The sequence below is a fragment of the Candidatus Poribacteria bacterium genome, from assembly GCA_026702755.1.
GTDB lineage: Bacteria > Poribacteria > WGA-4E > WGA-4E > WGA-3G > WGA-3G.
In genome coordinates this window covers 113987-137849 of sequence record JAPPBX010000031.1, presented here as the reverse complement: position 1 = coordinate 137849, position 23863 = coordinate 113987, and the positions used below count along the sequence as shown (strand labels likewise).

General features: G+C 48.4%; 18 protein-coding genes and 1 pseudogene. 12 read left to right on the top strand and 7 right to left on the bottom strand.

The genetic code is table 11. The annotated features are described in order from the left end of the window. Nucleotides 1-9: 9 nt before the first annotated feature. Complete coding sequence (locus OXH39_06155) at nt 10-3861, bottom strand: PSD1 and planctomycete cytochrome C domain-containing protein (GenBank protein ID MCY3550026.1); 3852 nt, start codon at nt 3859-3861, stop codon at nt 10-12. Between the two features lie 302 nt (nt 3862-4163). Between OXH39_06155 and OXH39_06150 the strand changes: the two genes are divergently transcribed. Continuing rightward, nucleotides 4164-4787, top strand: coding sequence for a hypothetical protein (locus tag OXH39_06150; GenBank protein ID MCY3550025.1), 624 nt, complete (start codon nt 4164-4166; stop codon nt 4785-4787). A gap of 18 nt (nt 4788-4805) precedes the next feature. Here the strand turns inward: OXH39_06150 and OXH39_06145 are convergent, their stop codons facing one another. The 4 genes from OXH39_06145 to OXH39_06130 all read right to left on the bottom strand — a co-directional run bounded on the left by OXH39_06145 (nt 4806) and on the right by OXH39_06130 (nt 8416). Then, nucleotides 4806-5573 (bottom strand): class I SAM-dependent methyltransferase, encoded by a 768-nt coding sequence (locus OXH39_06145; GenBank protein ID MCY3550024.1) that lies wholly within the window; start codon nt 5571-5573, stop codon nt 4806-4808. A 70-nt stretch (nt 5574-5643) separates the two neighbouring features. Further along, a complete protein-coding gene (locus OXH39_06140) occupies nt 5644-6684 on the bottom strand; it encodes a Gfo/Idh/MocA family oxidoreductase (protein MCY3550023.1) in 1041 nt (346 codons plus the stop codon). Nucleotides 6685-6748: 64 nt separating this feature from the next. Beyond that, complete coding sequence (locus OXH39_06135; protein MCY3550022.1) at nt 6749-7588, bottom strand: phytanoyl-CoA dioxygenase family protein; 840 nt, start codon at nt 7586-7588, stop codon at nt 6749-6751. 12 nt (nt 7589-7600) lie between these two features. Continuing rightward, nucleotides 7601-8416, bottom strand: coding sequence for a phytanoyl-CoA dioxygenase family protein (locus OXH39_06130; protein ID MCY3550021.1), 816 nt, complete (start codon nt 8414-8416; stop codon nt 7601-7603). A gap of 233 nt (nt 8417-8649) precedes the next feature. Here OXH39_06130 and OXH39_06125 point away from each other — a divergent pair, with 233 nt between their 5' ends. From OXH39_06125 to OXH39_06085, 9 genes and pseudogenes are all read left to right on the top strand, one after another. Continuing rightward, the gene (locus OXH39_06125) at nt 8650-9564 is read left to right on the top strand and encodes a sugar phosphate isomerase/epimerase (GenBank protein MCY3550020.1); all 915 of its coding nucleotides are present in this window, start codon (nt 8650-8652) and stop codon (nt 9562-9564) included. 60 nt (nt 9565-9624) lie between these two features. Then, entirely contained in the window at nt 9625-10794 is a 1170-nt protein-coding gene (gene bioF / locus OXH39_06120; GenBank protein MCY3550019.1) for an 8-amino-7-oxononanoate synthase, read from the top strand. Nucleotides 10795-10905: 111 nt separating this feature from the next. Then, nucleotides 10906-11319 (top strand): cupin domain-containing protein, encoded by a 414-nt coding sequence (locus OXH39_06115; protein MCY3550018.1) that lies wholly within the window; start codon nt 10906-10908, stop codon nt 11317-11319. A 21-nt stretch (nt 11320-11340) separates the two neighbouring features. Further along, the gene (locus OXH39_06110; GenBank protein MCY3550017.1) at nt 11341-12579 is read left to right on the top strand and encodes an ArgE/DapE family deacylase; all 1239 of its coding nucleotides are present in this window, start codon (nt 11341-11343) and stop codon (nt 12577-12579) included. Nucleotides 12580-12592: 13 nt separating this feature from the next. Next, nucleotides 12593-14548, top strand: a complete 1956-nt coding sequence (locus tag OXH39_06105; protein ID MCY3550016.1) for a hypothetical protein — start codon at nt 12593-12595, stop codon at nt 14546-14548. 138 nt (nt 14549-14686) lie between these two features. After that, the gene (locus tag OXH39_06100) at nt 14687-16807 is read left to right on the top strand and encodes a WD40 repeat domain-containing protein (GenBank protein MCY3550015.1); all 2121 of its coding nucleotides are present in this window, start codon (nt 14687-14689) and stop codon (nt 16805-16807) included. Between the two features lie 147 nt (nt 16808-16954). Then, nucleotides 16955-18108 (top strand): annotated as a pseudogene (locus tag OXH39_06095) (AAA family ATPase). Nucleotides 18109-18249: 141 nt separating this feature from the next. Further along, a complete protein-coding gene (locus OXH39_06090) occupies nt 18250-18555 on the top strand; it encodes an RNHCP domain-containing protein (GenBank protein ID MCY3550014.1) in 306 nt (101 codons plus the stop codon). Next, complete coding sequence (locus OXH39_06085; GenBank protein MCY3550013.1) at nt 18548-19450, top strand: OmpA family protein; 903 nt, start codon at nt 18548-18550, stop codon at nt 19448-19450. The genes OXH39_06090 and OXH39_06085 overlap by 8 nt, the downstream gene beginning before the upstream one ends. Here OXH39_06085 and OXH39_06080 read toward each other — a convergent pair. After that, complete coding sequence (locus OXH39_06080; protein ID MCY3550012.1) at nt 19425-20315, bottom strand: YjbH domain-containing protein; 891 nt, start codon at nt 20313-20315, stop codon at nt 19425-19427. The genes OXH39_06085 and OXH39_06080 overlap by 26 nt on opposite strands. Before the next feature lie 5 nt (nt 20316-20320). Continuing rightward, entirely contained in the window at nt 20321-21010 is a 690-nt protein-coding gene (gene rpiA / locus OXH39_06075; GenBank protein ID MCY3550011.1) for a ribose-5-phosphate isomerase RpiA, read from the bottom strand. 237 nt (nt 21011-21247) lie between these two features. On the opposite strand from rpiA, the gene OXH39_06070 reads away from it, so the two are divergent. Together OXH39_06070 and OXH39_06065 are read left to right on the top strand one after the other, a co-directional pair. Continuing rightward, nucleotides 21248-22234, top strand: a complete 987-nt coding sequence (locus OXH39_06070) for a succinylglutamate desuccinylase/aspartoacylase family protein (GenBank protein ID MCY3550010.1) — start codon at nt 21248-21250, stop codon at nt 22232-22234. 32 nt (nt 22235-22266) lie between these two features. Beyond that, a complete protein-coding gene (locus OXH39_06065; GenBank protein ID MCY3550009.1) occupies nt 22267-23574 on the top strand; it encodes an aminopeptidase P N-terminal domain-containing protein in 1308 nt (435 codons plus the stop codon). Nucleotides 23575-23863: the final 289 nt, after the last annotated feature.

The following is a 23863-nucleotide window of genomic DNA, read 5'->3' as shown; positions in this document are numbered from 1 at the left end:
TATGTCCTGCTATCCCTTATTTAGGACTTCGTCCAGATTGAGAATTAGGTTTGCAATCATCGTCCATGCAGCAACTTCGACTGCATCTAAAGTTTCATCAGGTGGTGATTCACCGACAGCAATCAGTTCTTTGGCTGCTTCTGGGTTCGCCTCAAACTCTTGGTGGTGGATTTGGAACGTCTCCAGTAGCAAGGTCTCCTCCTTCGGTTTCGGGAGGCGGGCGGTTGCCATCTCAAAGATGTAAGCGATGCGTGCTTCCGGTGTTTCGCCACCCTCCTTGATGGTGCGTTCTGCAAAAGCGCGCGCCGCTTCAAAGAACTGCGGATCGTTCATCAGCATTAACGCCTGCATCGGTGTATTGGTACGTTCACGACGGATTGTGCAGGCTTCCCGTGATGGTGCGTCCAGAATGTTCATCTGTGGCGGCGGTGCCGTGCGCTTCCAGAATGTATAGAGGCTCCGGCGATACACTTTATCAGCACCGGTATCTTTAACAAACGTGTCGGTATTCGATCCGGTAAACCCTACGGCTTTCCAGAGTCCGTCCGGTTGCGGCGGTTTGACGCTCGGACCCCCAACTTTGGTATACAACAAATTGCTGAGGGCAAGCGCGTTATCACGCACGATTTCAGCATCGAGTCGGTACCTCGGACTGCGGGAGAGCAAGGCGTTATCCGCATCACGCTCCAGTTTTTCAGGTGTGACCTGTGCACTCTGTCGGTATGTTGCCGAGGTGAGCATCAATTTCAGCATCGTTTGCACATCCCACCCAGACGCAATAAATTCGGTCGCGAGCCAATCGAGAAGTTCCGGATGCACCGGCGGTGTGCCTTGTGTGCCGAAATCTTCTGATGTTTTCACAATCCCCATGCCGAAGACGTTTTGCCAGAATCGATTAATGGCGACACGCGCAGTAAGCGGGTGTTCCGGTGAAAGCAGCCACTTGGCAAAGCCGAGACGGTTCGGTGCTGTATCTTCCGGCATCGGTGATAGTATTGCCGGGGTTTGCGGATAAACCTGTTCCTCTCGGTTTTGGTATTCACCACGTGCTAAAACGTAGGCACCTCTCGGTTCCTCTCGTTCTTGCATCACGAGTGTAGTTGTGAGTGACCCATCGAGTGTATTCCGCTTTCCCTGGACCTCTGATAAGTCAGCGAATAGATCTTTCAGATCTGCGAATGCGCGCTGTGCATTTTCATTGACTGTCTTATCAAGTGGGATATTCCTTCGATAATAATCCCGAATTTGGTCTTTCTGTGCAGTCTCACGTTCGCCGCGAGATGTGCCAGCGATATCGACAATATTTGATGGAATCATCGGTGGCGCGCTTTCGAGACGGAAGTAGAAGCCAGAAGGCCCTGAATAGTTGACAACTTTCAGAAGTAGGGTATTGTTACCCGGCTTGAGATTGACCTGTACCTGTTCTTGATCGGCGGCAGCATCTCGTTGGACATTTTTGGCGAGGAGTTCAGTGCCGTTCATCCAAACCTTCAGGGCATCGTTGCTCCCGATGTGCAAAAGTGCTTTCTGTTGTGTGACAGAAGATATGTTTCGGAAGAGATAGGTCGCACTGTTTTCACCGACAATATCGTTATGTACCTGTTCGTCAACCCAGTGTGTCTGCTGCTCCCACTTGATGGTCTTACCGTTCACCTCATAAGTAGCCCCTGTGTTGACGTTTTTCGTTTCGGGTTCGTAGACCTGATAGAAGGCGAGATTACCGTGTTCAGCGGTGAACGGACCCGCAGCGTGCCAGTTTCCTAATCCTATCTTAGAACCGATGGGGTAAATCGTTGCTGCATCTGTGAGCGCAAGTCGGAATCGCCCTAATTGCTTCTGACGTAGGTCAAACTCATGCTTCAGACGAATTTTCAACTGACCGCCTTCCGTTCCAAAGGGCGCAGCGACAAGAAAGATCGCTTGTCGATTTTGGTTTCTTCTGTCGAGTGCCCATCCAGTCTCGGGTTTATCGTCAATAGCGTTTGCGATGACACCACCGAGATTGCCTTCACCCATGACTTGCTCGTGGTCCGCCCAGGCTTGCACGACTTGGATAGGTGTCCATGGATCGTCGGGGTCAGTGCTTTCGGTTTCGCCTTCCACGCTTGCATCATCTGTCGGTGTGCCTTCCGCTTCAGTGTCAGCGGTGGTTTCACTTTCCGTTTCCGCTTCAGTTTCGGTCTCGGCGGCAGGCGTATTTTCTGCTTGTGCTTCTTCAGTGTCAGCATCAACGGTGCTTCCTGCTTCTGCTTGCGTTTCAGCATTAGCCTCGGTATCGGTGCTTTCCGTTTCGGCAGGTGTCTCGCTATCATCCGGTGCGGGTGGCGCAATGAAAAGCGCGAAGTCGGTCAAGACGACGTTACCGTTACTACTTCTACCGATTCCACCTTTCGGCAAGGATTCGTGCTTGATACCTTCTAATCGCACCGCACTCCATTTGCCGGGCGGTAGGTCTACAATAACCTCATAGGTTTCCTGTTCGGGATTGGTGCCGCTGGCTAATATAGAGTTATCCTCTAAGACTTCGAGCGTCGCCCCACCTTTTGAGGAGAGCGAGGTCGGTTTCAGTGTTGTCCAATGCGGTATCCTGTTTTCCCAAGCGATTTGCGTCGCATCGAGCTCCGGGATAGGTGCTTTAGTCTGTGCATCTAACTCGGTGATCTGTTCATCAAACGCGGCGAGTTCTGCTTCCTGCTCCGGGGTCGGTAACTTCACAACCGGGGGTGAATCCTTACGGTTGCCATCCATCGCATTTTCAGTGATATTATTGAAATAGGCGTAGAGTTGATAGAATTCCTTCTGCGTGATCGGATCGTATTTATGATCGTGGCACTGCGCGCATCCGACAGTTAATCCCATCCAGACGCTGGAGGTGGTGTCGGCTCTGTCGATCGCGTACTGAACATAGTATTCCTCATCAATCGAACCGCCTTCACTTGTCGTGACGTGGCATCTGTTAAAGCCGGTGGCGATCTTTTGTTCAAGCGTCGGTTCTGGTAAGAGGTCCCCTGCCAACTGCTCAATCGTGAACTGATCGAACGGCATATTTTTGGTAAATGCCTCAATAACCCAATCGCGATAGGGCCACATTTCACGGTAGTTATCTAAATGGAGTCCGTGCGTATCGCCGTAGCGTGCGACATCGAGCCAGAAGCGTGCAAGGTGCTCGCCGTATTCGGGCTTTGCCATGAAAGCATCAATAACTTTTTCGTAAGCGTCGGGTGAATCGTCTGCGAGGAATTGATGGATCTCTTCGCGTGTTGGTGGTAAGCCAGTAAGATCAAAACTTAGGCGGCGGATGAGCGTCCGTTTATCGGCTTCACTTGCGGGTTGTAAGCCTTCCTTTTCAAGGCGTGAGAGGATGAAGGCATCAATCGGATTTCTGACCCAACCATCGTTCTTCACATCCGGTGGTGTCTGGCTGACTGGTGTGGTGAACGCCCAGTGCTCTTCCCATTTCGCACCTTCGCGAATCCATTGTGTGATGGCTTCGATCTGCTCCGGTGTCAGGGTCTTATTGAAGCCCGCTGGGGGCATGCGGTAGGTGTCATCATCGGATATGATGCGGAGATGGAGTTCACTCTCTTCCGGTTTATTGGGGACGATTATCGGGTAACCGCTCGGTTCAGAGAATGCTCCCGCTTTCGTATCAAGCCGCAGATTAGCCTGTCGAGCCTTGGCATCCGGTCCATGGCAGGCATAGCAATTGTTCGCAAGAATCGGACGGATGTCGAGATTGTAATTTATATTCGCTTGTTCCGTTTCGTGATGTTCTGCAGATGCCGTGGATAGTCCTAACACGGCGAGGCAGAAACACGCCAATAGAGCTATTAGTGGAATCGTAGTGTTAGCGATCTTCACAGGAATTCTCTCCCTTTTCAGCGTTGTAGGCAGCATAACATAAAAACGCACGCTGCAACTTGCTATAACAATTAGCAATTGTGACGCTTCATTAACCAAAAGGTTTAGCAATGTTGTTATATTTTACGGTACGGTTGCGCTTTTGTCAAACATTTTTCTTGACAATTTCAAAAAATTGTCCTACAATGTTCTCAACGGGGATTACCTAAGTTAATACATTTTTTCATTGTTGCTCACACCAGTCAGCACGCTTTGATGAACATTCAGATGCCGTAATTGGCAGGCAGTTCGAGGATTCCACAATGGCATTTAGTGATTTCAAGACGATCCCTGACGTTCAGAAAAAATTTGGCATCCGACACATCGAAAATGATTTTATAAAGATTGAAAAAAACGTGTCACCTTCGGAACAATTTCTGCAAGAATTGGAATTTAGCAGACAGTACATTCCTATTTTTGCTTCCGAGGGAGCGAGGTGTGAAGCTGTTATCTTTCCCATTTTGCGAGAGGTCTACAAAAAGTACGCTAAACACTACGCCCTCTGGATAAAGGAACCCCTTGCCTACGATGAAACGCTGAGCGGCACGCCCGATTACTTTGTCTCAACAAGATCCGAATTGGGCAAGCTCATTGTAGGCACTCCGTTGATAATACTCGTTGAGGCGAAGAAGAACGACTTTGAACAAGGCTGGGGACAATGTTTAGCGGAGTTAGTCGCCGCGCAAAAGATAAATCAGGATATGGAACATCCTGTGTATGGTATTGTCAGCGACGGCACGTTGTGGCAGATTGGGCATCTTATCAACGAAACCTTCACCCAAAATCGAACGAGTTTTAGCGTGGATAATTTGCCTGTCCTATTTGGTGCGATTGATTCTGTCTTTAAAGCGGCAAACAGGCTTTCTCGGAAGACATCCGCCGAGTAAAATACCGATGTAATCTGTCTATTGCCCACCAATCTTCTCAAAAATAATAACATGCTGCCACGGTAGATCGTCAAGTGTCTCTACCCAAGAAAGCGGGTGGGGTGTCGCCTCTTTAATCACCTGCAATTCGCTCATCTTGTGCAAACGCTTGATCGGTACATTATCATCTTCCAAGCGATATTCCACAAAAGCCACCCTACCACCTATTTTGAGACCACGACAGATATTCTGCATCATCTCATAAGGATGCGAAAACTCATGATAAACATCCACCATAATGGCGAGATCAACCGAATTCGGCGGCAGTTTCGGATCGGTAATCGTGCCTAAAACCCCTTTGATGTTGGTAATACCTTCTTCTGCCATCTTCTCAGCAAGAATGTCAAGCATCTCCTGCTGAATTTCAACGCCGTAGATGATTCCTGTCTCACCGATTTTCGGTGAGATTTTCCGAGCGATATAGCCTGTGCCAATACCGATATCCGCAACAACATCCCCCTCTTTGAGTTTCAGCAACTCAACGAGGCGGTTCGGCATCTCTTCGCGTTCACGTTCCGGACGTTCCAACCATTCCGCACCTTGGTGCCCCATTACGCGAGAGATTTCACGTCCCATATAGAATTTGCCAATTCCGTCTCGGCTGGGTGTGCGCTGTTCATAGCGCGTACTCGCTGGACGTGTAGCCGCGGTCTCTGATTGCGACTCGCCGCTTGGCACCGTTGGGGCATACGTTAGCAGAAAACCCACGCCGACAATGCATGTCAAAACATAAAATTTTCTAAGCATCGGTTTTGTACTACCCTCCTTTTATCCTGGCAATCCTAAAATCCTGCAAATCCTGATTCAGATAATAGTTTTACCACCTTCCGAGATAAAGCCCTCGGTTTTCCATCGGCATCGGCACCCGTATACCTTGCTGTCGTTGTGAATCAACAATTGCGAAGACCATCTCGGTGCTTCGGTGTGCAAGATGAATATTGCCTTGTGTCTCGGTATCGGTGTCAATCGCATCAACGATGTCTTCAATACAACCGACAGTACCGCTTTTCCGTTCATAAGGCGGGAATTGCGTTTCCAAAATCTCGTTAAACTGCCCTTGCCGTTTACGGAGGTGAAAACCGAGTCCATTATTGAGCGCACGCACTGTGCCGTCGCTACAATTCACCTCAAATTCGTAAGCCGTGCCGGGGATACTGATACCGTTGATACCATTCTGAAAACGGATGAATCCCATTACGATGCCCGGATCGGATTCCGTGCGGTTGTCCTCAAAGTCAGCGTCGTCCACAGCAACGTTGCCTTGCACGTATTCTATTGGAGAATCGCTTGCTAAGAAGAGGAGCATATCCGCGGCGTGCGTATATCCCCAAAGCGCAGAACCCCCGCTATAGGCGATGATAGAACGTCTGTCGCCAAGTTCACCGCTTTCGAGAATCTCACGCATTTTGATGTATCCCGGCGTGTAACGCCGCTGCGTGCCGAGGTTGAATTTGATATTGTGTTTCTCGCAGACTTCCACCATTGCGTCTGCCTCTTCCATAGAAGCACAAAGCGGTTTGTCGCAATAGATACCCTTCACACCGTTTTCAGCAGCAAATTCTGTAATCTCGGCATGGTTGCCGGGACGTGTGGCGATGCTGACAATATCCGGTTTTTCTTCAACGATCATCTCGCGATAATCTAAGTAGTACTTCGGTATCTCCCATTTGTTGCAGACGTATTGTGCCTTCTCTTCGACCACATCTGCGGCGGCGACAAGTTCTGTCCGCTCGAAAGCAGTATATCCCGCTGCGTGCGAATAGGGTAACGCGCCGTGTGGTGTCGCACGGACTTCCTCATCAATTGTACCACCCATTCTGCCACAGCCAACAATACAAACACGGTATTGTGTTCCCATTGGATTCCTCCATTGCGTTTCGCTGTTGAGATCAGGAGATTGTTCCTATCGTGAAAAGTTTCCGCTAAACTGTCAACTTCACAACGTCTTGTTTGACGATCTCTTTTGTATGTCCATAGGATGCCGTTTGCACGAGTTCTTGAACTTCAGGTGTTAAACGGTTGACGATTTTCTCTGGTAAACTTTGCTTACCGTCGTATTGCGGACGATAGCGGAGAATAAGGAAACGTCTGTCTCGATCCTTCGGTTTCCACCGTAAGACACCGTGCGTCAAGAGTTCAGAGATGACGAGAAAATCACCCGCCTTAGGTGTGAGATTGGTGAAAACATCATCTGGTTCAGGATCAATGCCGTCGGGGCCTGGGGTGAGAAGGTCTTCAGGTCTCTCGAATTTGCTCTTATGCGAACCCGGGATGACGATAAGCCCACCGTCGCCGGGCTCCACATCTGTCAAATAGAAGAACGCCACGAAGTCGTTGCAGTAGATCTGGCTATTCTGAACTTCATAGCGGGTGAGCCAGTGCCGTCCCTCGCGTGCGCAGTGCAAACCTGCTGGATTTGTTCCCATCGCGAGTCTGTCCGGATTGTGCTGTTCAAGGGTGAGAGTGCCAGTAACAAACCGCGGCTTATCGAAGGTGAACTCTTTGATAAGGGGCCAGATAGCCGGATGCACCGTCATCGCCTCAAGTGAACGGTCAAAGGCGAATCCGTGTTCGTATCTTCCACCTTTGCCGGGTTCTAAGTCGCGGGGACGCGTCGTAAATTCTTCGGGACGTTCATCAAGGGGCGTATGAATATATCGATCCACAGCCTCTTGTGCCTCCTTGAGGGCATCCCCTTTGACTGCCCCTTTGATGTGTAAATAGCCTGTAACGTCAAATAGATAACGTTGTTCTGGTGTCATTTTTCGTTCCTTTTAGGTGAGTTGGACATGTTCACTTTTGACAATATCCTTGATATGTGTATAAGATGCGGGTTGTGAAAGTTCAAGGGTTTCGGGGGAAAGTCGTTTCATTACTTCAGGTGGAAATGGGTCCCGGTGTCCTCTGGCATCTTGGAAAAACTGTGTTTTGTAACGCAAGATGAGGAACCTTCGATATCGATCCTTCGGTTTCCAGATGAGGACTCCGTGCGTCAGCAGTTCGGACAGGACAATCGCATCGCCAGCGCGCGCTGTCACGTTAACTAACGCCGGATGGAGTTCGTCCGGTGGGTTCTCTGGATCCGGGAAGAAGAGCCCCTCTGGACGTTCAAATTTCGCTTTGTGGGAACCCGGTAGTACGACTAAACCCCCATCGCCGGGAAGGACATCGGCGAAATAAAAGAAAACAACGAAGTCGTTGCAATGAACCCGTCCATCCCTGACATCATGGCGACGCGTCTGCCATCCACAATCTTCACGCGCACAGTGCAACTTGCCGATAACCTGATCATGTTCTGGCCTTTTGGCAACGAGACTGCCTCGATTAAAACGAGGTTTATTACCGGTGAGTTCCTTCACAATTGGCCATGTTTTCGGGTGAAGTGTGAGTGCCTCAAGCGATTTGTCGAACGAGAAACCGTTGGAATAGCCACCACCGCCATAACTAATACCGGGCGGAAGTTCATCTTCTGGCGTTTGGACGCATCGCTCGACCGCATCCTGGGCGTTTTTCAATTCTTCATCACTGAGGACGTTTTTGAGGTGGATGTACCCTGTTAAGTCAAAAAGGTATCGCTGTTTGGGTGTCATTATGCCCCTCTCCGTCTGTAATTGACGTATGTTGATAAAGTCCACTGACCGTTTGCGCGAGAATTATACGGGCGATTTTTATTTTTGTCAAACGTTTTTCTCAGCGGAGTCATTCAATCCTTCTGTAGGAGGGATTTCCGAATCCCGACTCCCTGAATGGAGCAATCTCAATATGCACTTGCGAGCTGCACCTTTCTGTAGTAAAATGTCCAAAAACGAAAAGAGGTTACATAATGAAACTTGGATTTGTAAGTGCAATTTTGCCGGAGCAGACGTTGGCGCAGGTCGTCCAATTCGCTGCTGACACCGGTTATGATTGCGTCGAATTGATGTGCTGGCCCAAAGGGAAAGCGGAACGGCGTTATGCAGGCGTTACGCACGTTGACGTAGCGACACTTTCCGATGCGGAAGTGGATGGAATCCTGCAATGTGTCTCGGATGCGGGGATAACAATCAGCGGCTTAGGCTACTACCCGAATCCGCTGACACCTGACGAAACGGAAGCAGCTATCTATAGCGAACACCTCAAGCAGCTGATTCTGGCAGCGGAACGTCTGTCGGTAGACATCGTAAACTCGTTCATTGGTAGAGACCAGACGCGCACAATAGATGAGAATTGGCACCGCTTTAAGAAGGTATGGGAGCCTCTAATCCAATTCGCCTCCGACCACGGTATCCGTATCGGTATTGAGAATTGTCCCATGTTCTTCACAGAGGACGAGTGGCCCGCTGGGCAAAACCTCGCCTATTGTCCTGCAGTTTGGGAACGAATGTTTGAGGAGATTCCTTCCCCCAACTTCGGGCTTAACTTCGATCCGTCCCATTGTATATGGCTCCAAATAGACTACTTAAAACCACTCGTTACCTTTGCTGATCGGATTTTCCACGTGCATGCGAAAGATGTGCGATTGGACAAAGCAAAGCTTGATGAAGTGGGCATCCTCGCAACGCCTCTGTCGTATCATACACCGAAGCTGCCGGGACTTGGCGATGTCGATTGGGGCAGTTTCTTTTCCGTTTTGAGTGATACCGGGTATAACGGTGCCGTCTGTGTTGAAGTAGAAGATCGGGCTTATGAAGAGACATTAGAGACGCGGCAGCGTGCTTTAAGCCAAAGCCACATCTTTCTGAGACAGTTCATCGGATAGGCAGGCGTGCCACTCGCTGGCGAGGTTTGCTACCTCGCTTGTTTTCAGAATTTATTTTTTATGACGTATAACTACGACTGGTTGGACACAGAATGTGAAGCACTGGAGCAAGCAGGTTTACGCCGCCACCTACGCACCGTCATGAGTGCCCCAACGGGGACAATCAATCTTGATGGACATAACGTTGTGTTGCTCGGTTCAAACAACTATTTGGGGTTGAGCACGCATCCCAAGGTTATCGCTGCTGCTGTTGAAGCAACACAAACTTTCGGTACCGGGGCAAGTGGTTCCCGTCTCATTTCGGGGAATAACGAACTCTATACGGTTTTGGAAACCAATCTTGCGAAGACAAAGGGAACCGAAGCCGCGCTTGTTTTCAGTTCCGGCTATGCTGCCAATACGAGTATTATCCCTGTCCTTGCGGGTGAAGGCGATCTCGTCTTGAGCGATGCGCTTAACCACGCCAGTATCATAGACGGATGCCGCCTCAGTCGTGCCACCAAAAAAGTCTATCGGCACTGCGATATGGAACACCTCAAGGTCTTGTTATCGGAGTCTGCTACGTTTCGGCGGCGACTCATCGTGACAGATGGTGTTTTTAGCATGGATGGCGATATTGCCCCCCTGCCCGATATTTGCGATCTCGCTGCAGAACATGAGGCGATGGTGTTGTTAGATGACGCACACGGGTTTGGCGTGTTGGGAGAGGATGGAAGCGGCACCGTTGCGCACTTTGGACTGGAAGGGGAAGCCATTATCCAGATGGGTACATTCAGCAAGGCGATTGGGGCACTCGGTGGATATATAGCCGGAAGTCACGCATTGATTGAACTGCTTATTAACAGAGCGCGGGGCTTCATCTTCACAACGGGGCTGCCACCCGCGACCTTAGCAGCGGCGAATGCTGCGCTTAATGTGATGCGTTCTTCGCCGCATTTACGGCAACGTCTGTTCTCGCACGCGGAGTGCCTCAAAAAGGCGTTGATTGATTTAGGTTACACGCTATTGCCGAGCGAAACACAGATTCTTCCAGTGGTACTGGGAAATCCGCAGCGAGCAACAAGCACCGCAGAAGCATTGCTTGCCGAGGGGGTGTTCGCGCCAGCGATCCGTCCCCCGGCTGTGCCGCCGGACACGAGTCGCCTGAGGCTTACCGTCATGGCGACACACACCGAAGCGGAGATACAGCAGGCAATTGCTGGATTTGCGGCGATTCTTCCGTCCAATTGACTACCGATCACTGACAACTGATAACTGAAAGTGGATCGTCCCTTTATCCTTTGCAATTTTTCCCTCTTCGTGCTAAACTGAAGCAAATCTTAACGAAAGGCGACGGATGAGATGAGCACGAAAGCACACATCATTGATTTTGAGAAACAGAACCCTATCGATCGAGGCACCGGCGTGAAAACCGTCCCGTTAGCCGGTAAATGGATCGACTCCACTTCACTCACCAACGGCGTGACGATGTTTGACCCGGGAGCCGCAATTGCACGCCACTACCACAACTGCGATGAATCCGTTACGATTCTTGAAGGTGAAGCCTCTTGTGAGGTTGATGGCGAGGTTTTCACTATGAAAGCCTTTGACACAACATTCGTTCCCGCGGGCATTCCACACCGATTTTGGAATGAGAGCGATGCACCCATGAAAATATTGTGGACGTATGCCTCTGTTAGCGTCACCCGTACCTTCACGGAAACCGGTGAAACCGTCGAACACTTGTCACCTGGGGATCAAGCAGTTGTTAAATAATGGCGACTGAGGAGATCTAAAATGTCCGTTCAAACCTATATCAAGGACAATCAGACCGCACTCTGTGCGTTGCTGCAGGAGCTTGTCAGAATTCCTACGGTCAATCCACCCGGCGAGAATTATGCCGAGATCGTTGGGCTACTTGAGGCGAAATGTAAAGCATTAGGGATGCAAACACGGATTGCCAAGGTCCCGAAACGTCGTGCGGAACAGGTTATTCCGAATGCGGACAGCCATCCACGACTGAACCTCATCGCACGTTGGGATGTCGGTGCAGAAAAGACGGTACATTTCAACGCACACTACGATGTGGTTCCCGTTGCCGGGGACTGGCGTTTCGGTGATCCGTTTAGTGGTGAGATTGATGGCGAGTGGCTCTACGGACGCGGTGCCGACGATATGAAAGATGCCATCGCAGCGCTTCTGTTTGCAATTGAGACTGTCCAAGAAACTGGGGTTAAACCCAAATTCAACGTCGAATGCTCATTCACCTGCGATGAAGAGACCGGCGGACAGTTAGGGGCGGGATACGTTGTTGAGGAAGGTTTGGTTAATGCGGACTATGTTGTCAACTGTGAGGGCGGTTCGGAGATGAACATCGGCAACGGACATAACGGTGTGCTTTGGTTGGAAATTGAGGTCAAGGGCAAAGCAGCGCACGGTGCGCAGCCGGATAAGGGAGTAAACGCCTTTGAGAAGACTGCCGAACTCGTGACAGCACTCCAACGGGTTAAACGGAATTTAAAATCGTCGGAACGGGCATTTAAACTCCCTGATGGCAGCGACCGTTATCCAACGTTGAACATCGGTGGAACCTTTCACGGCACCGATGGCGACAAAGTCAACACTGTCCCAGCAAGCGTCACGTTTTCAGTTGACCGCCGGATTACGCCAAACGAGGAACTTGAATTTGCTGAGCTTGAATTGCGAGAAGCGATTTCTGGCGCATGTCAATACTACCCCGATTTGGACGCAGAAGCACGCGCTATCTTGCGAATTGAACCCTGCTTGACGGATACCACTTCCCCAATAGCACAAGCGTTCGCCGACGCGGTCCGTATTGTCCGCTTCAATAAACCGCGGTTTAAGGGCACCACGGGGTTTACAGACTTACACTATTTCGTCAATACAGGTTTGCCCGGAGTCGGATATGGACCGCGGGGCGAGGGCGGACATGCCATCAATGAGCGCGTACATATCCCTGATTTGGTCAGGACCTCCACTATCTATGCAACCTTCATAACCCGCGCTGAATTGTAATCTCGAAGATATGATGCAAAGTCCAAAGCCTGCACCCTTCAATGTCGTACCAGGCGATACCACAGGAACCACATGGGCATTACCGGAAGGCGCAATCGTTCGATTTGGAAAAGGGGTACGCAACTCGTCTCCAGATTTGGATAGTGTAGCACTCTCCCCAGATGGCGCATATTTTGCCGTTGGAACTGGAATGGGATTGTGGTTCTATGATGTTTCAACAATGTTGCCGATTGCTTTGTGGGAGACAGAACGTGGGCTTATTTCCGCTGTGGATATTTCAACCGATGGTAAGTTAATCGCCATTGCAAATTGGGATGGAATAGTAAAAGTACTGAATATCCAAAGCGGAAAGATCATCACACAGATGGAAAGATACGAATTATCTTCTTTTGTTGATTTTCTCGTCTTTTCACCGGATGGTCGGTTGATTGCCTCAGCTCCGTGGAAACAAGGGGTTGAGGTGTTAGATGTTCAACATGGTGAATGCGTCACACAGGTTCAGTTAGAGCCCATAAACGTAGGGTTCAATATCTATGCAGGAGTCGAATTTTCTCCTAATGGGCAATACCTTGCTGTAACAGAAACACCAATTAACTCTGACAACGGAGGATATACACCTTCACGAGACGGTTCGCAAACTGCTGTTTGGGATTCTGGGAAAGGTGAATTAGTTGCGAAGTTTCCAGGTAACAAGTTTGCGTTTTCGCCAGATAGTGGATTAATTGCATGCGCGTGTCCAGATGACACTGCTAATAGCGATGATGGTTTACATCAACTTTTCATTTCAGTTTGGGACATAGCAACAAGCAAACGCGTTGCATATTTCAAGGCACATGAGCATTGGATAGATATTGTCACCTTTTCACCTTGCGGTCAATTCATTGTATCAGCGGACAGAGGAGGAAATTTACGAGTTTGGGAAATCGAAAAAGGTGCACTCAAGGAGGATTGGACACATAGCGGTATTGATTCTAAACGTTGGGACATGGATTATTGGAACGCTAAATATTATGATTTTGAATTCAGAATCACTCGCTTAGTACCCGCATATTCGCTGGAAGGAAAACTCTTTGCTGTTGTATTTCCTGATACCACGAATATTGTTGAAGTATGGGATGTAGAACGTCGTAAAAAGGTAGAATCAATAGAACGATTACCTGGGAGCATCGGTTCAATATGGTTAACGAAATGCCCAGAGCTAGCAACCGCATGTTCATTTCACAACAAATTAGGAAATTTTGACAAAACAAACTCATGGGTAACACTTCGTGAACCTACATTTCTACCCCGAACAGATTCCGATCTGGATTCAATGTGGTTTTCTCGGGATGGACAAACAATTGTGAGTGACAGTGATGGTGGTGGATCTGTATTATGGAAAGTACCACAGAAATATAAACAAAGTTTCGTTGCAAAGTTACATGCAAAAATCAATCGGGTTAAATATTCAGACGCTGCACGGAAAAATGCTTTTGCCATATTAACTTCTGAACAGAAAACAGAACAGAAACAAGCATGGGAAACATTGAAGAGCGATCCTCGTTTTGCCTCTATTGATTGGTCCAAGAAGAAAGATTCACGTACCTATTCAATAACGGTTTCTCCATGTGCTAATATTATTGCTACTGGACTTTACGGGGAAATACGTTTGTGGAACATTGAAGAACCAATACCTTTGGATACTATACCACAACCCAAGAACAGCATAAAACCTTATGCGATCGCTTTTTCTCCGTGTGGTAAATATATCGCTTCTGGCACCTGGTGGCAGAAAGGGATGAAAAAGATGGCGATACGTTTATGGGACGTTGCCACAGGTGAGAATATTCATACCTTCTGGGGACATACGACAGACGTGCAGTCACTCGACTTCTCTCCGGACGGCACGCTGCTGGCGAGTGGGAGTTTTGATGGGACAATCCTATTGTGGGATGTGAAACCCTTTATCAATTCTTATAATAAAGCCTGAAAATAAGTTGACATTTGACAAACAAAAACCCCTCTCCTTTGCTGGCGAGGATTGTATCCTCGCCCTTTCGTTGGTGTATAGATAGTTACGGGCTTTACTATAACAAGGGACATTGAACTTATTAAGGGAATAAATACAATGCAAAGCCGAAAACCAGCACCATTCAATGTAGTATTAGGCGACTCTGAAGGAACAACGTGGGCATTGCCAGAAGGCGCGATTGCCCGATTGGGAAAAGGAATTGTATCGTCTGGTCCGGGACCGAAACTGTCATTCCCTCCCAGCGGTATATATTTCGCCGTTCAAACCCGCATAGGACTCTGGTGGTATGAAATGTCGTCAAAGTCCCCTATTGCATTGTGGGAAACAGAGCGAGGGTTGATTGCCAGTGCTGATTTTTCACCCGATGGCGAGTGGATCGCTATCGCCAATTGGGATGGTGTTCTCAAAGTGATGGATGTTCAGAGTGGTGAGTGCATCGCACGGATGGATAGGACAGAAGCGCAGAATATCTATGCGCATGTTGTCTTTTCCCCAGATCGCAAGTGGATTGCCATAGCGAATCGGGATGGCAATGTTGAAGTATTGGATGTTCATCAAGGTGTGTGCATTGCACAGATGAATCGGGGTGAACGTGATACGCAATCAAATGATGTTAATCATCTTGAGTTTTCTCCGGACGGCAAATTCCTCGCTGCTACTGTAAGTAATCCTAAAGTTTATTCGTTCCGAGACGGTGAACGCACACTTGTTAACCCTGGCACAGAAGGAACACAAACTTACGTATGGCATCCAGAAACGGGTGAGGCAATCGCTAAGTTTGCGGGTAGAAATTTTGTCTTTTCTCCAGATAGTCGTCTGATAGCGTGTGCGTGTCCCGATGAAACCTTAAGCAAAACTGAGGCTGCCGGCAGTATTTACAATTTTATCTCTGTATGGGAAATCGCGACGGGTAAACGCTTCGCTTACCTCACAGAACATAGTAAGTGGGGACATCGTATTGTCTTCTCGCCATGCGGTCTATTCTTGGCATCATCTGCATCAATCGGTGAAGACGGTGAAGAGAAAATACTGCGTGTATGGGAGCTCCGAAAGGGTGTACAAAAAATAATTTATACAGACTCAGGTAAATCCTCGAAAGAGCTATTCTACTCGTCAGAAGGTGTGCTGCTTGCCGCTGTTGATCGGGAAGATACGATTGAGATTTGGAATATGGAACTCCGTGAAAAACTATACACCCTCGAATTGCACCCGAAGAGCATTGATGCCAAATGGTTTAAGAAGTTCCCACAGTTGGCTATTGCCGACAAAAAAGCTAAGAAGGCTGGTAATATTCATACATCTTCAACGCTTCGTGAGTTTGCCTGTTATCCAGATCCCATAATGTTTTTGCCGGATGAAGCAACCCTTGCCACGAAGGGCTATCGCATGGGAGTTGTGTTATGGGATGTTGAACGTAAACAGGCACAGAAAACATTATTAGAGGATAAACGTATCACCTCTTTTACTGTTTTGCCGTGTGGAAACATGCTGGCTGCCACTGTTCAGAACGAAGAAAATGTCAAGGTGTGGGATGCTGAGAAGCCTGATGAACCGATTGCTGAATTTACTGAACAGTCACACTTAGTTTGGCGTATGGCATTCGCACCGACGGGGGATCAGATTGCAGTTGGAAGTAGAGAGGGCGTAATCTATCTATACGATCTCAAACGTAACGAAAAGTTGAAAGTTTTCACAGGACATACAGATTTCATCTGGTCAGTGTCCTTCTCACCGGACGGCAAGCGACTGGTCAGTAGTTCAAGCGATAAAACCTCTAAGTTATGGGATGTTGCGTCGGGTGAACAAATTGGGACATTTCCCTTGGATGAACCTCGGACGCTTATGGGAGTAGCGTTCTCACCATGTGGCAGCGTAATTGCTACAGGGAAGTTCGGCGGACTCCGTTTGTGGTGCGCTGAAACGCTGGCAACACTTTTGGAGATACCGCAGCCACAGACACAGAAACCGTACGCCCTCGCTTTTTCACCGTGTGGTAAGTATCTCGCATCCGGGACTTGGTGGCGGAGGGAGGAAGGAATGCAGAAGATGACAATTCGGTTGTGGGAAGTCGCTACTGGTGAGGAAATCACAACCTTCTGGGGCCATCCGACGGATGTACAGTCACTCGCCTTTTCACCAAACAACACACTTCTCGCAAGCGGGAGTCACGACTGCACAATCCTGCTGTGGGATCTAAAACCCTTCATAGACGTTTAAATTTTCATTAGGCGTAATTTCCTTGTTATCCTACCTCTCTAAGAACGGGATAGGCTATCCGTTTTGGTTTGATTTCCTGCCTTGGATATGTTATTATTTCCATATCACATTCGCGAAAATAGAAATTTTTTAAAGGAACCGATCGTTATGATTATCAATCGGCTTATCGTCAAAAACTGGCGAAATTTTCAACAGATGAATGTACCGCTTCGGGAACGCCAATTTATTGTCGGTCCGAATGCTTCAGGTAAATCGAATCTGTTGGACCTCTTTCGCTTTCTCCGCGATATCGCCAAAGCCGAAGGTGGTGGACTCCAAAAAGCAGTCAGTGACCGAGGGGGTGTTTCCAAAATTCGGTGCCTATCCGCACGGCAAGATCCAGAGGTTGCCATCGAAATTCACATCTCGGACACGCCGGATGCCCCCGCCACATGGCGATATAGCGTGGGGTTTCGTCAAGCAGATCGTGAACATTGCCAAACGCATCTCACTTATGAACGCGTCTGGAGAGAGGATGAATGCCTTCTTGATAGACCTGATGCAGAGGACAACGAAGACCCGGATCGCCTTACGCAGACCGCACTTGAGCAGATCGCTGCCAACGCGAAGTTTCGGGAGATTGGGGGATTTCTTCGGAAGGTCACCTATCTCCATCTGGTCCCGCAACTCATTCGTTTTGCTGATTCGATACAAGGTAAAATTATTGAAGACGACCCTTTTGGTCAGGCTTTCCTTGAAAGAGTCGCGAGTGTGCATCCGAGTACCCGCCGTGCTCGTCTCAAAAGGATTGAACGTGCCTTGAAAATTGTGGTGCCGCAGTTTGAGGAATTAGCGTTTATTCAAAATAAACGCACAGGGCATCCACATTTACAAGCGCGTTATTCCTATTGGCAGTTGAACGAAGCGTGGCAGCGCGAAGACCAATTTTCGGATGGAGTGCTTCGGTTGATTGGGCTTTTGTGGGCACTCCTTGAAAATGAATCGCTTGTTTTGTTGGAGGAGCCTGAACTCTCCTTAAACATAGGCATTGTCTCTAAACTTGTACCGCTGTTTGCCCGTATACCGAGAATCCATCAGAGCCAAGTGTTTGTTAGCACGCATAGCAGTACGCTTCTAACAGAACCGTGCATTGACGGCACAGAAGTGCTTTGCTCACACCTGCAAGGGCAGGAACATCGGTTAAAATCTCGTCTGATATTGAGGACATTCGCATCCTTTTAGAGAATGGGTTCACAGTAGGTGAGGTTGTCCTTTCACGAACCAGACCCAAAGGTACTGCCGGAGTAAGTCTGATACAATGAGGTTAAAGCACGTAATTCTGGCAGTTGAGGATGAACTTGGTGAGGCAGTTTCTGGGATTTAGAACGCGCTGCTACCGCATCTCCGAGTCTAAAACGAACATTAGACCGACTTGCACATGGCAAGAATATAAGCACTGACCAGTGAACAAAAAATTTCAACGCCATATTGAAGATTTTACTTGCTCACATTGCGGTGTTTCTGTCACGGGAGACGGCTACACCAATCACTGTCCAGAATGTCTCTGGAGCCAGCACGTTGATGTGAATCCCGGCGACCGAGCCGCATCTTGTCGTGGGTTGATGGAACCGGTAGGGTTTACTGTAAAGCACGGCAATTATATCCTGACACACCGCTGCATGACGTGCGGCATAGAGAAAAAGAACAAAACCTCAAAAAATGATAACTTTGAAGCCATCCTTAGCCTACAAGGAGAACTAAATGTCTAAAAAAGGAATTCTGGCGATTGTATCTATCTGTATTGTTGCTGTTGCTGCCATCGTTTTGGCGGTACGACTCCATTCAACCTCGGACGAACTTAAACAGACACAAACTGAATTGGCTACGACCAAAACCACATTGCAAGAAACTGAAACCGCCAAAGCCGATCTGGAAAAGAAGTTAGCTGAAACGCAAACCACGCTGGAGAAAACACGTTCAGAACTTAGGCAGACGCAAGAGATATTGCAAAATGCAAGCGAAGCCGCTCGGAAAATCGCAACGGAACGGAACGCACTTCAACAGGACAAAAGCGCACTTGAGCAAGAGAAAGAAAGTCTCCGCGCAAAACTCACTGAGATTGAATCTGAATTACAGAGGATTCGGGAGCAGTCGCAACGTTCAATTGCGGCTATCCAAGAGCGGTTTAAAGATACAGTGGGTGCTGTGTTGGATGAGGCAGGACGGTTGACACTTGATGTTAAAGGAAAAATTCTGTTTGAGACAGGCAGTGCGATTCTGAGTGCCGAAGGAAAAGGACTTCTGGACGCAATTTCGGAAGAAGTGTTGCTAAACGCAGACTATTCGGATTACGCGATTCGGATTGAGGGACATACGGATAATACACCCATCGGCGGCTCAGCACTGCGGAATTGGAACCTCTCCACCGAACGCGCAATCGCCGCTGTGAAGTACTTGCAGGAACACGCCAATGTCAGTGCGGAACGTTTGGCAGCAACAGGGTACGCCTTCTACCAACCCATAGATACCGCTGAAACACCGGAAGCAAAAGCCAAAAATCGGAGGATCGAAATTATACTCGTGCCACCCCAAGACTTTTTGTCTGAACTTCTGACATCGCTCCAAAAAGTGATGGAATCTATTGAGGCGAAGGTGTCTCAGTAGTTTTATCCGCCGATTTTCGCTGTGTGATCGCGCGTTTTACCTCAACCACGAGTTCTGTCGCGCGTTTTGCCAGTCGTCTCGTTTCCTTGATCTGTTCAAGCATCTGCTCATTTGACCATGAGACGACAACGAGATAGTTTAATTCGTCTGGATTGTTCAACGTTTCAGCACCGAGTGCGACCCGAAGGCCACTTGGCGTGATATACCGCAGCCCCGCGTTCACACCTACACCATCGAATTCCAAACTCGTCGTAATGTCGCCTCTCGCGAAAGCCGGTTGGAATTCTTTGCTCAGTCCAACAAACAAACCTATGGGACTTTCCTCAGTCGCGAAACGCTGCGTCCCCATGCCGATGTGTCCAGAGAATTGGTGAATCCGAGGTAGATTAAAGGTTTTACTGATGGCAAGAAACGCTGAGTGGATTTCATTTGCTTCCGCTTCCGAGTCCCACGGAAGAAGTTTATTGCCGACGTTCTCAATCCCTATCGCTACACTCGGAATTGCTCCCACCTCTTGTTCCCTTAAGAGTTGGACTTTCAGATTTCCAGTCCGTTCGGTGGAAGGTTTAGAACCGTATTCATTCCATAGGTGTGTCAGCCCAATTTCAACCCGATCGAGCAGCCCGAAATTAAAGCGAACCGCAACGGCATCGCCGAGGGCACTATTCTCGTTAGTTAGGGATGTATTTTCAGAGGGGTGTTGGAAAGCGATATACGTACTTGCCCCGAATATCCCGTGTTTCATCACATTGCCGGTCGGTATATCTACCAACCCACTCTCCGTGAATATTTCACCCCTGACCGGGTTGGAAACCGTGATAGATGCGGAAAAGAGGAGAAAAATCAAAGTCAGGTGTCGAACCATTAATGTTACCCCATATACTGGATACCGGAGGACGTACCAACAATAATCTTGTCAGCACGGTTGACGAAAATTCCGTTCTCCACTACACCCGGAATGTTATTTAGCTGCAGCTCAGTCTCTTCTGGCGCGGGAATACCGTCAAAGTCGCAGTCAAGGATATAGTTACCATTGTCGGTGATTAGCGGGTTTTGCCTGCCGTCCTGAGTAGATGCGACGCGTAACGTTGACCTTCCACAAATCCGATTGACCTCAGTCTGTGTGGCTTCCCACCCAAACCGTACAATTTCCACAGGAAGCGGAAACTTCGTGCCGAGGACACGCGACACCTTGCTTTCATCGACAACAATCAGTATTTTTTTCGACGCGTTGGCGATAATCTTTTCTCTGACAAGTGCTGCACCGCCACCTTTGATGAGATTGAGGTCTTTATCGACCTCATCGGCACCGTCAATCGTCAGATCGATGGTAGGGTGTGTCGCGAGCGTTGTGAGTGGTATCTTTTGTTCTAATGCGATTTTCTCGGTCCCCTCAGAAGTAGGAATACCGATAATATCAAGTCCTTCTCGCACCATCGCACCGAGTTTCAGGAGTGCGTAATAGACGGTGGAACCCGTTCCTAATCCGACAACCATGCCCGACTGGATACTCTCTGTCGCTTTTTCTGCAGCAATTTTCTTTTGGTTTTCAGTGTTCATGATACGTATAAGTTTACCAGAAAATCCCCTTGAAATCAAGTTTTTATATAGTTATCAGTCATCAGTTATTAGTTCGGTTTTTCTGCGAAAAACCTTCAGTTTTCAGAAAGAGAATTGGGATGATTCCAAAACCTATTAACTGATAACTGACAACTGAGTACTGACAACTATTCCTCTGAAAACTGATAGCCAATAAAACTTTTGATTCTTTTTACCAATTGTGCTAAAATAGCCGTTATGAGGAATAAGATTCGCCATAGTCAACTGGTAGTTGGGCAATTGGTTGCCGAACCCGGAACTCGGATGGAAGGACATATCAAGGTCGGCAGCATGCCTGATGGGACGGCTGTCCGGCTGCCTGTTGTCCTAATCAACGGGGGGTACCCGGGTAAAACACTCTACATCCAAGCGATCAGTGATGGAGACGAACTCAATGGAATTGCTGTTATTCACAAGGTGCTCTCCACGATCACGCCCGAGCAGTTGCACGGCAGGATTATCGCCGTTCCGCTCGTTAACTTCTACGCGTTTCACACGAAACAGGCACTAAACCCCGTGGATAACCGCAAGATGAACCGATGTTTCCCAGGAAAACGGGACGGAACATCGAGCGAGCGGATAGCCTATCATCTATTTCAGCGCGCTATTAAGCAAGTCGATTACTGCCTCGACCTACACCAAGGCGGTGTACACCCGATGATTGATGAGGTGCGTGTCCGTGTTGACGAAAAGCATGCCCTACATAATGACTGCCTTGAACTCGCCCGTGTTTTCGGCATAGGACATATTCTCAATCAGAAGGGACCGGAGGGACAACTTGCACAAGCAGCACCAGAGATCGGCATTCCCACCATCGATCCCGAATTGGGAGGGACCCACGGATGGGATGTGGAGAGCATCGAAAAAGGCGTGCGCGGTGTGTTCAATGTCCTGCAATACTATAAATTCATTTCTGGGACACCGCAGATTCCTGAACGGCAAATCGTTGTTAAGAAATTCGTGCCGCTCCTCAGCAATGAAGGTGGGTTTGTTTATTACAAAGCGGAGTTGTATGAGCAACTTGCGATGTATCAACATGTTGCTGACATCTGTGATGTGTTCGGCAATGTCCGAGAATCCGTCCGTGCCCCAGTCGATGGTATTTTCTGGGCAAAGCCCGTCTATCCAATGGTAGCGAGCGGTGGCATCATCGGAAAAATCGGGACACCCATTGAGTATCTCTAACAATCGCTTGATCTTTATAAGGAGGAAACGGCTTGCATAAGCAGAATCGCAAAGCCTTTATTAAAAAAATGGGACCTGGAGGAGTTGCTATCTTCGCCAGTGCCTCCCCGGCAAAGTGGAACCACGACACCGAATATAATTATCGTCCGGATCCGAATTTTTATTACTTAACAGGGTTTGAAGAACCGGAGTCGATCTGCGTTATCGCTCCTGATCATCCGAAGCATCAGTATATTCTTTTCGTCCGCCCGAAAGACAGACAGGCGGAGATCTGGAATGGTAAGCGCGTCGGCGTTAAGAATGCTCGTAGACACTATGGGGCAGATAAAGCCTATTCGATAGAGAAATTCAGTGAAAAAATCGGGAAGTATCTACAGGGTGCTGAAAGACTTTACTATACCCTTGGTTCCAATCAAGATGTTGACACAGAAATCCTTGCGCGCTTTACGCAGTCTGTCAGGTCACGAATTCGCTCGGGGAAAGGGTTTGACACGCTGGTTGATCCGAGTCCGATTCTCAGTGAACTGCGGTTAATCAAAAATGAGACGGAACAACAACGTCTCCGATTGGCGACGGAGATTACAGTCGCTGGTCACGTTGCGGCAATGAAGGTGGTTCGACCAGGGCTGTATGAATACGAGTTGGAGGCTCTCGTTGATTCCACGTTCCGTATGAACGGCGCGAACGGTCCAGCCTTTCCTACTATTGTTGCGAGTGGCGGAAACGCGACGACACTCCACTATACAACGAATGACTGCCGAATTGAAGACAACACGCTCGTACTTATTGACGCAGGCGCAGAATACGAACGATACTCCGGCGATGTAACCCGCACCTTCCCCGCAAATGGCACCTTCACTGACGCACAGCGAGAAATCTATCAGCTTGTCCTTGAAGCACATTATGCCATTATTGATTGTATCCGTCCGGGTGTTTCTATTGACGAACCGCACCAAAAATCAATTGAGTTATTGACAGAGGGTATGCTCAGTCTCGGTCTGCTCAAGGGAAAAGCCAAGCAATTGATAGAGAAAGAGAAGTACCGAAAGTTTTACATGTACCGAGTCGGACACATGCTCGGTTTAGATGTACACGATGTCAATTGTGTCCACGAATCGAGCGGTGATTTCAAAACCTTCCAACCGGGGATGGTGATGACGATTGAGCCGGGACTTTATGTTGCTGAAGATAGAGGGAAGGTCCCACCAGTCTACTTAGGTATTGGTGTCCGCATAGAGGACGATATCCTCGTCACTGAGACGGGTTGTGAGGTCCTAACAAGCGGCGTTCCAAAAGAGATTGACGAAGTCGAAGACCTTATAAACTCGACAAAGTGGTAGGGGCATGCTGTGTAGTTTTCCGTTCTTTAGTCCCATATGAAGTTTAATAAAATATTTGGGTAATTCTATGTTCCCTCAGACCCGGTAGGTGCGGTTTGTAACCGCACCGGGCATCGGAAAAAATTACCCGATTAAATTCTTAATCTTCATTAGGGACGGCATTTGTATAGAAAAGCATTCTGCCCTCTTTAGCCCTATAAGGGCGGCATTTTTAAAACCAAATAATCCTGATTGCTTCAAAATTTTATTTGAAAAAATGGGCAGATGTAGTAGACTATATGCTACTATT

What these genes read in the sequence shown, in the direction of transcription:
- OXH39_06135 (MCY3550022.1), bottom strand. Translation starts at nt 7,588, where the DNA reads ATGACACCAGAACAACGTTATCTATTTGACGTTACAGGCTATTTACAC.
- OXH39_06150 (MCY3550025.1), top strand. Translation starts at nt 4,164, where the DNA reads ATGGCATTTAGTGATTTCAAGACGATCCCTGACGTTCAGAAAAAATTT.
- OXH39_06080 (MCY3550012.1), bottom strand. Translation starts at nt 20,315, where the DNA reads ATGGTTCGACACCTGACTTTGATTTTTCTCCTCTTTTCCGCATCTATC.
- OXH39_06130 (MCY3550021.1), bottom strand. Translation starts at nt 8,416, where the DNA reads ATGACACCCAAACAGCGATACCTTTTTGACTTAACAGGGTACATCCAC.
- OXH39_06100 (MCY3550015.1), top strand. Translation starts at nt 14,687, where the DNA reads ATGCAAAGCCGAAAACCAGCACCATTCAATGTAGTATTAGGCGACTCT.
- OXH39_06115 (MCY3550018.1), top strand. Translation starts at nt 10,906, where the DNA reads ATGAGCACGAAAGCACACATCATTGATTTTGAGAAACAGAACCCTATC.
- OXH39_06145 (MCY3550024.1), bottom strand. Translation starts at nt 5,573, where the DNA reads ATGCTTAGAAAATTTTATGTTTTGACATGCATTGTCGGCGTGGGTTTT.
- OXH39_06085 (MCY3550013.1), top strand. Translation starts at nt 18,548, where the DNA reads ATGTCTAAAAAAGGAATTCTGGCGATTGTATCTATCTGTATTGTTGCT.
- OXH39_06070 (MCY3550010.1), top strand. Translation starts at nt 21,248, where the DNA reads ATGAGGAATAAGATTCGCCATAGTCAACTGGTAGTTGGGCAATTGGTT.
- OXH39_06140 (MCY3550023.1), bottom strand. Translation starts at nt 6,684, where the DNA reads ATGGGAACACAATACCGTGTTTGTATTGTTGGCTGTGGCAGAATGGGT.
- rpiA (MCY3550011.1), bottom strand. Translation starts at nt 21,010, where the DNA reads ATGAACACTGAAAACCAAAAGAAAATTGCTGCAGAAAAAGCGACAGAG.
- OXH39_06125 (MCY3550020.1), top strand. Translation starts at nt 8,650, where the DNA reads ATGAAACTTGGATTTGTAAGTGCAATTTTGCCGGAGCAGACGTTGGCG.
- OXH39_06110 (MCY3550017.1), top strand. Translation starts at nt 11,341, where the DNA reads ATGTCCGTTCAAACCTATATCAAGGACAATCAGACCGCACTCTGTGCG.
- OXH39_06105 (MCY3550016.1), top strand. Translation starts at nt 12,593, where the DNA reads ATGCAAAGTCCAAAGCCTGCACCCTTCAATGTCGTACCAGGCGATACC.
- bioF (MCY3550019.1), top strand. Translation starts at nt 9,625, where the DNA reads ATGACGTATAACTACGACTGGTTGGACACAGAATGTGAAGCACTGGAG.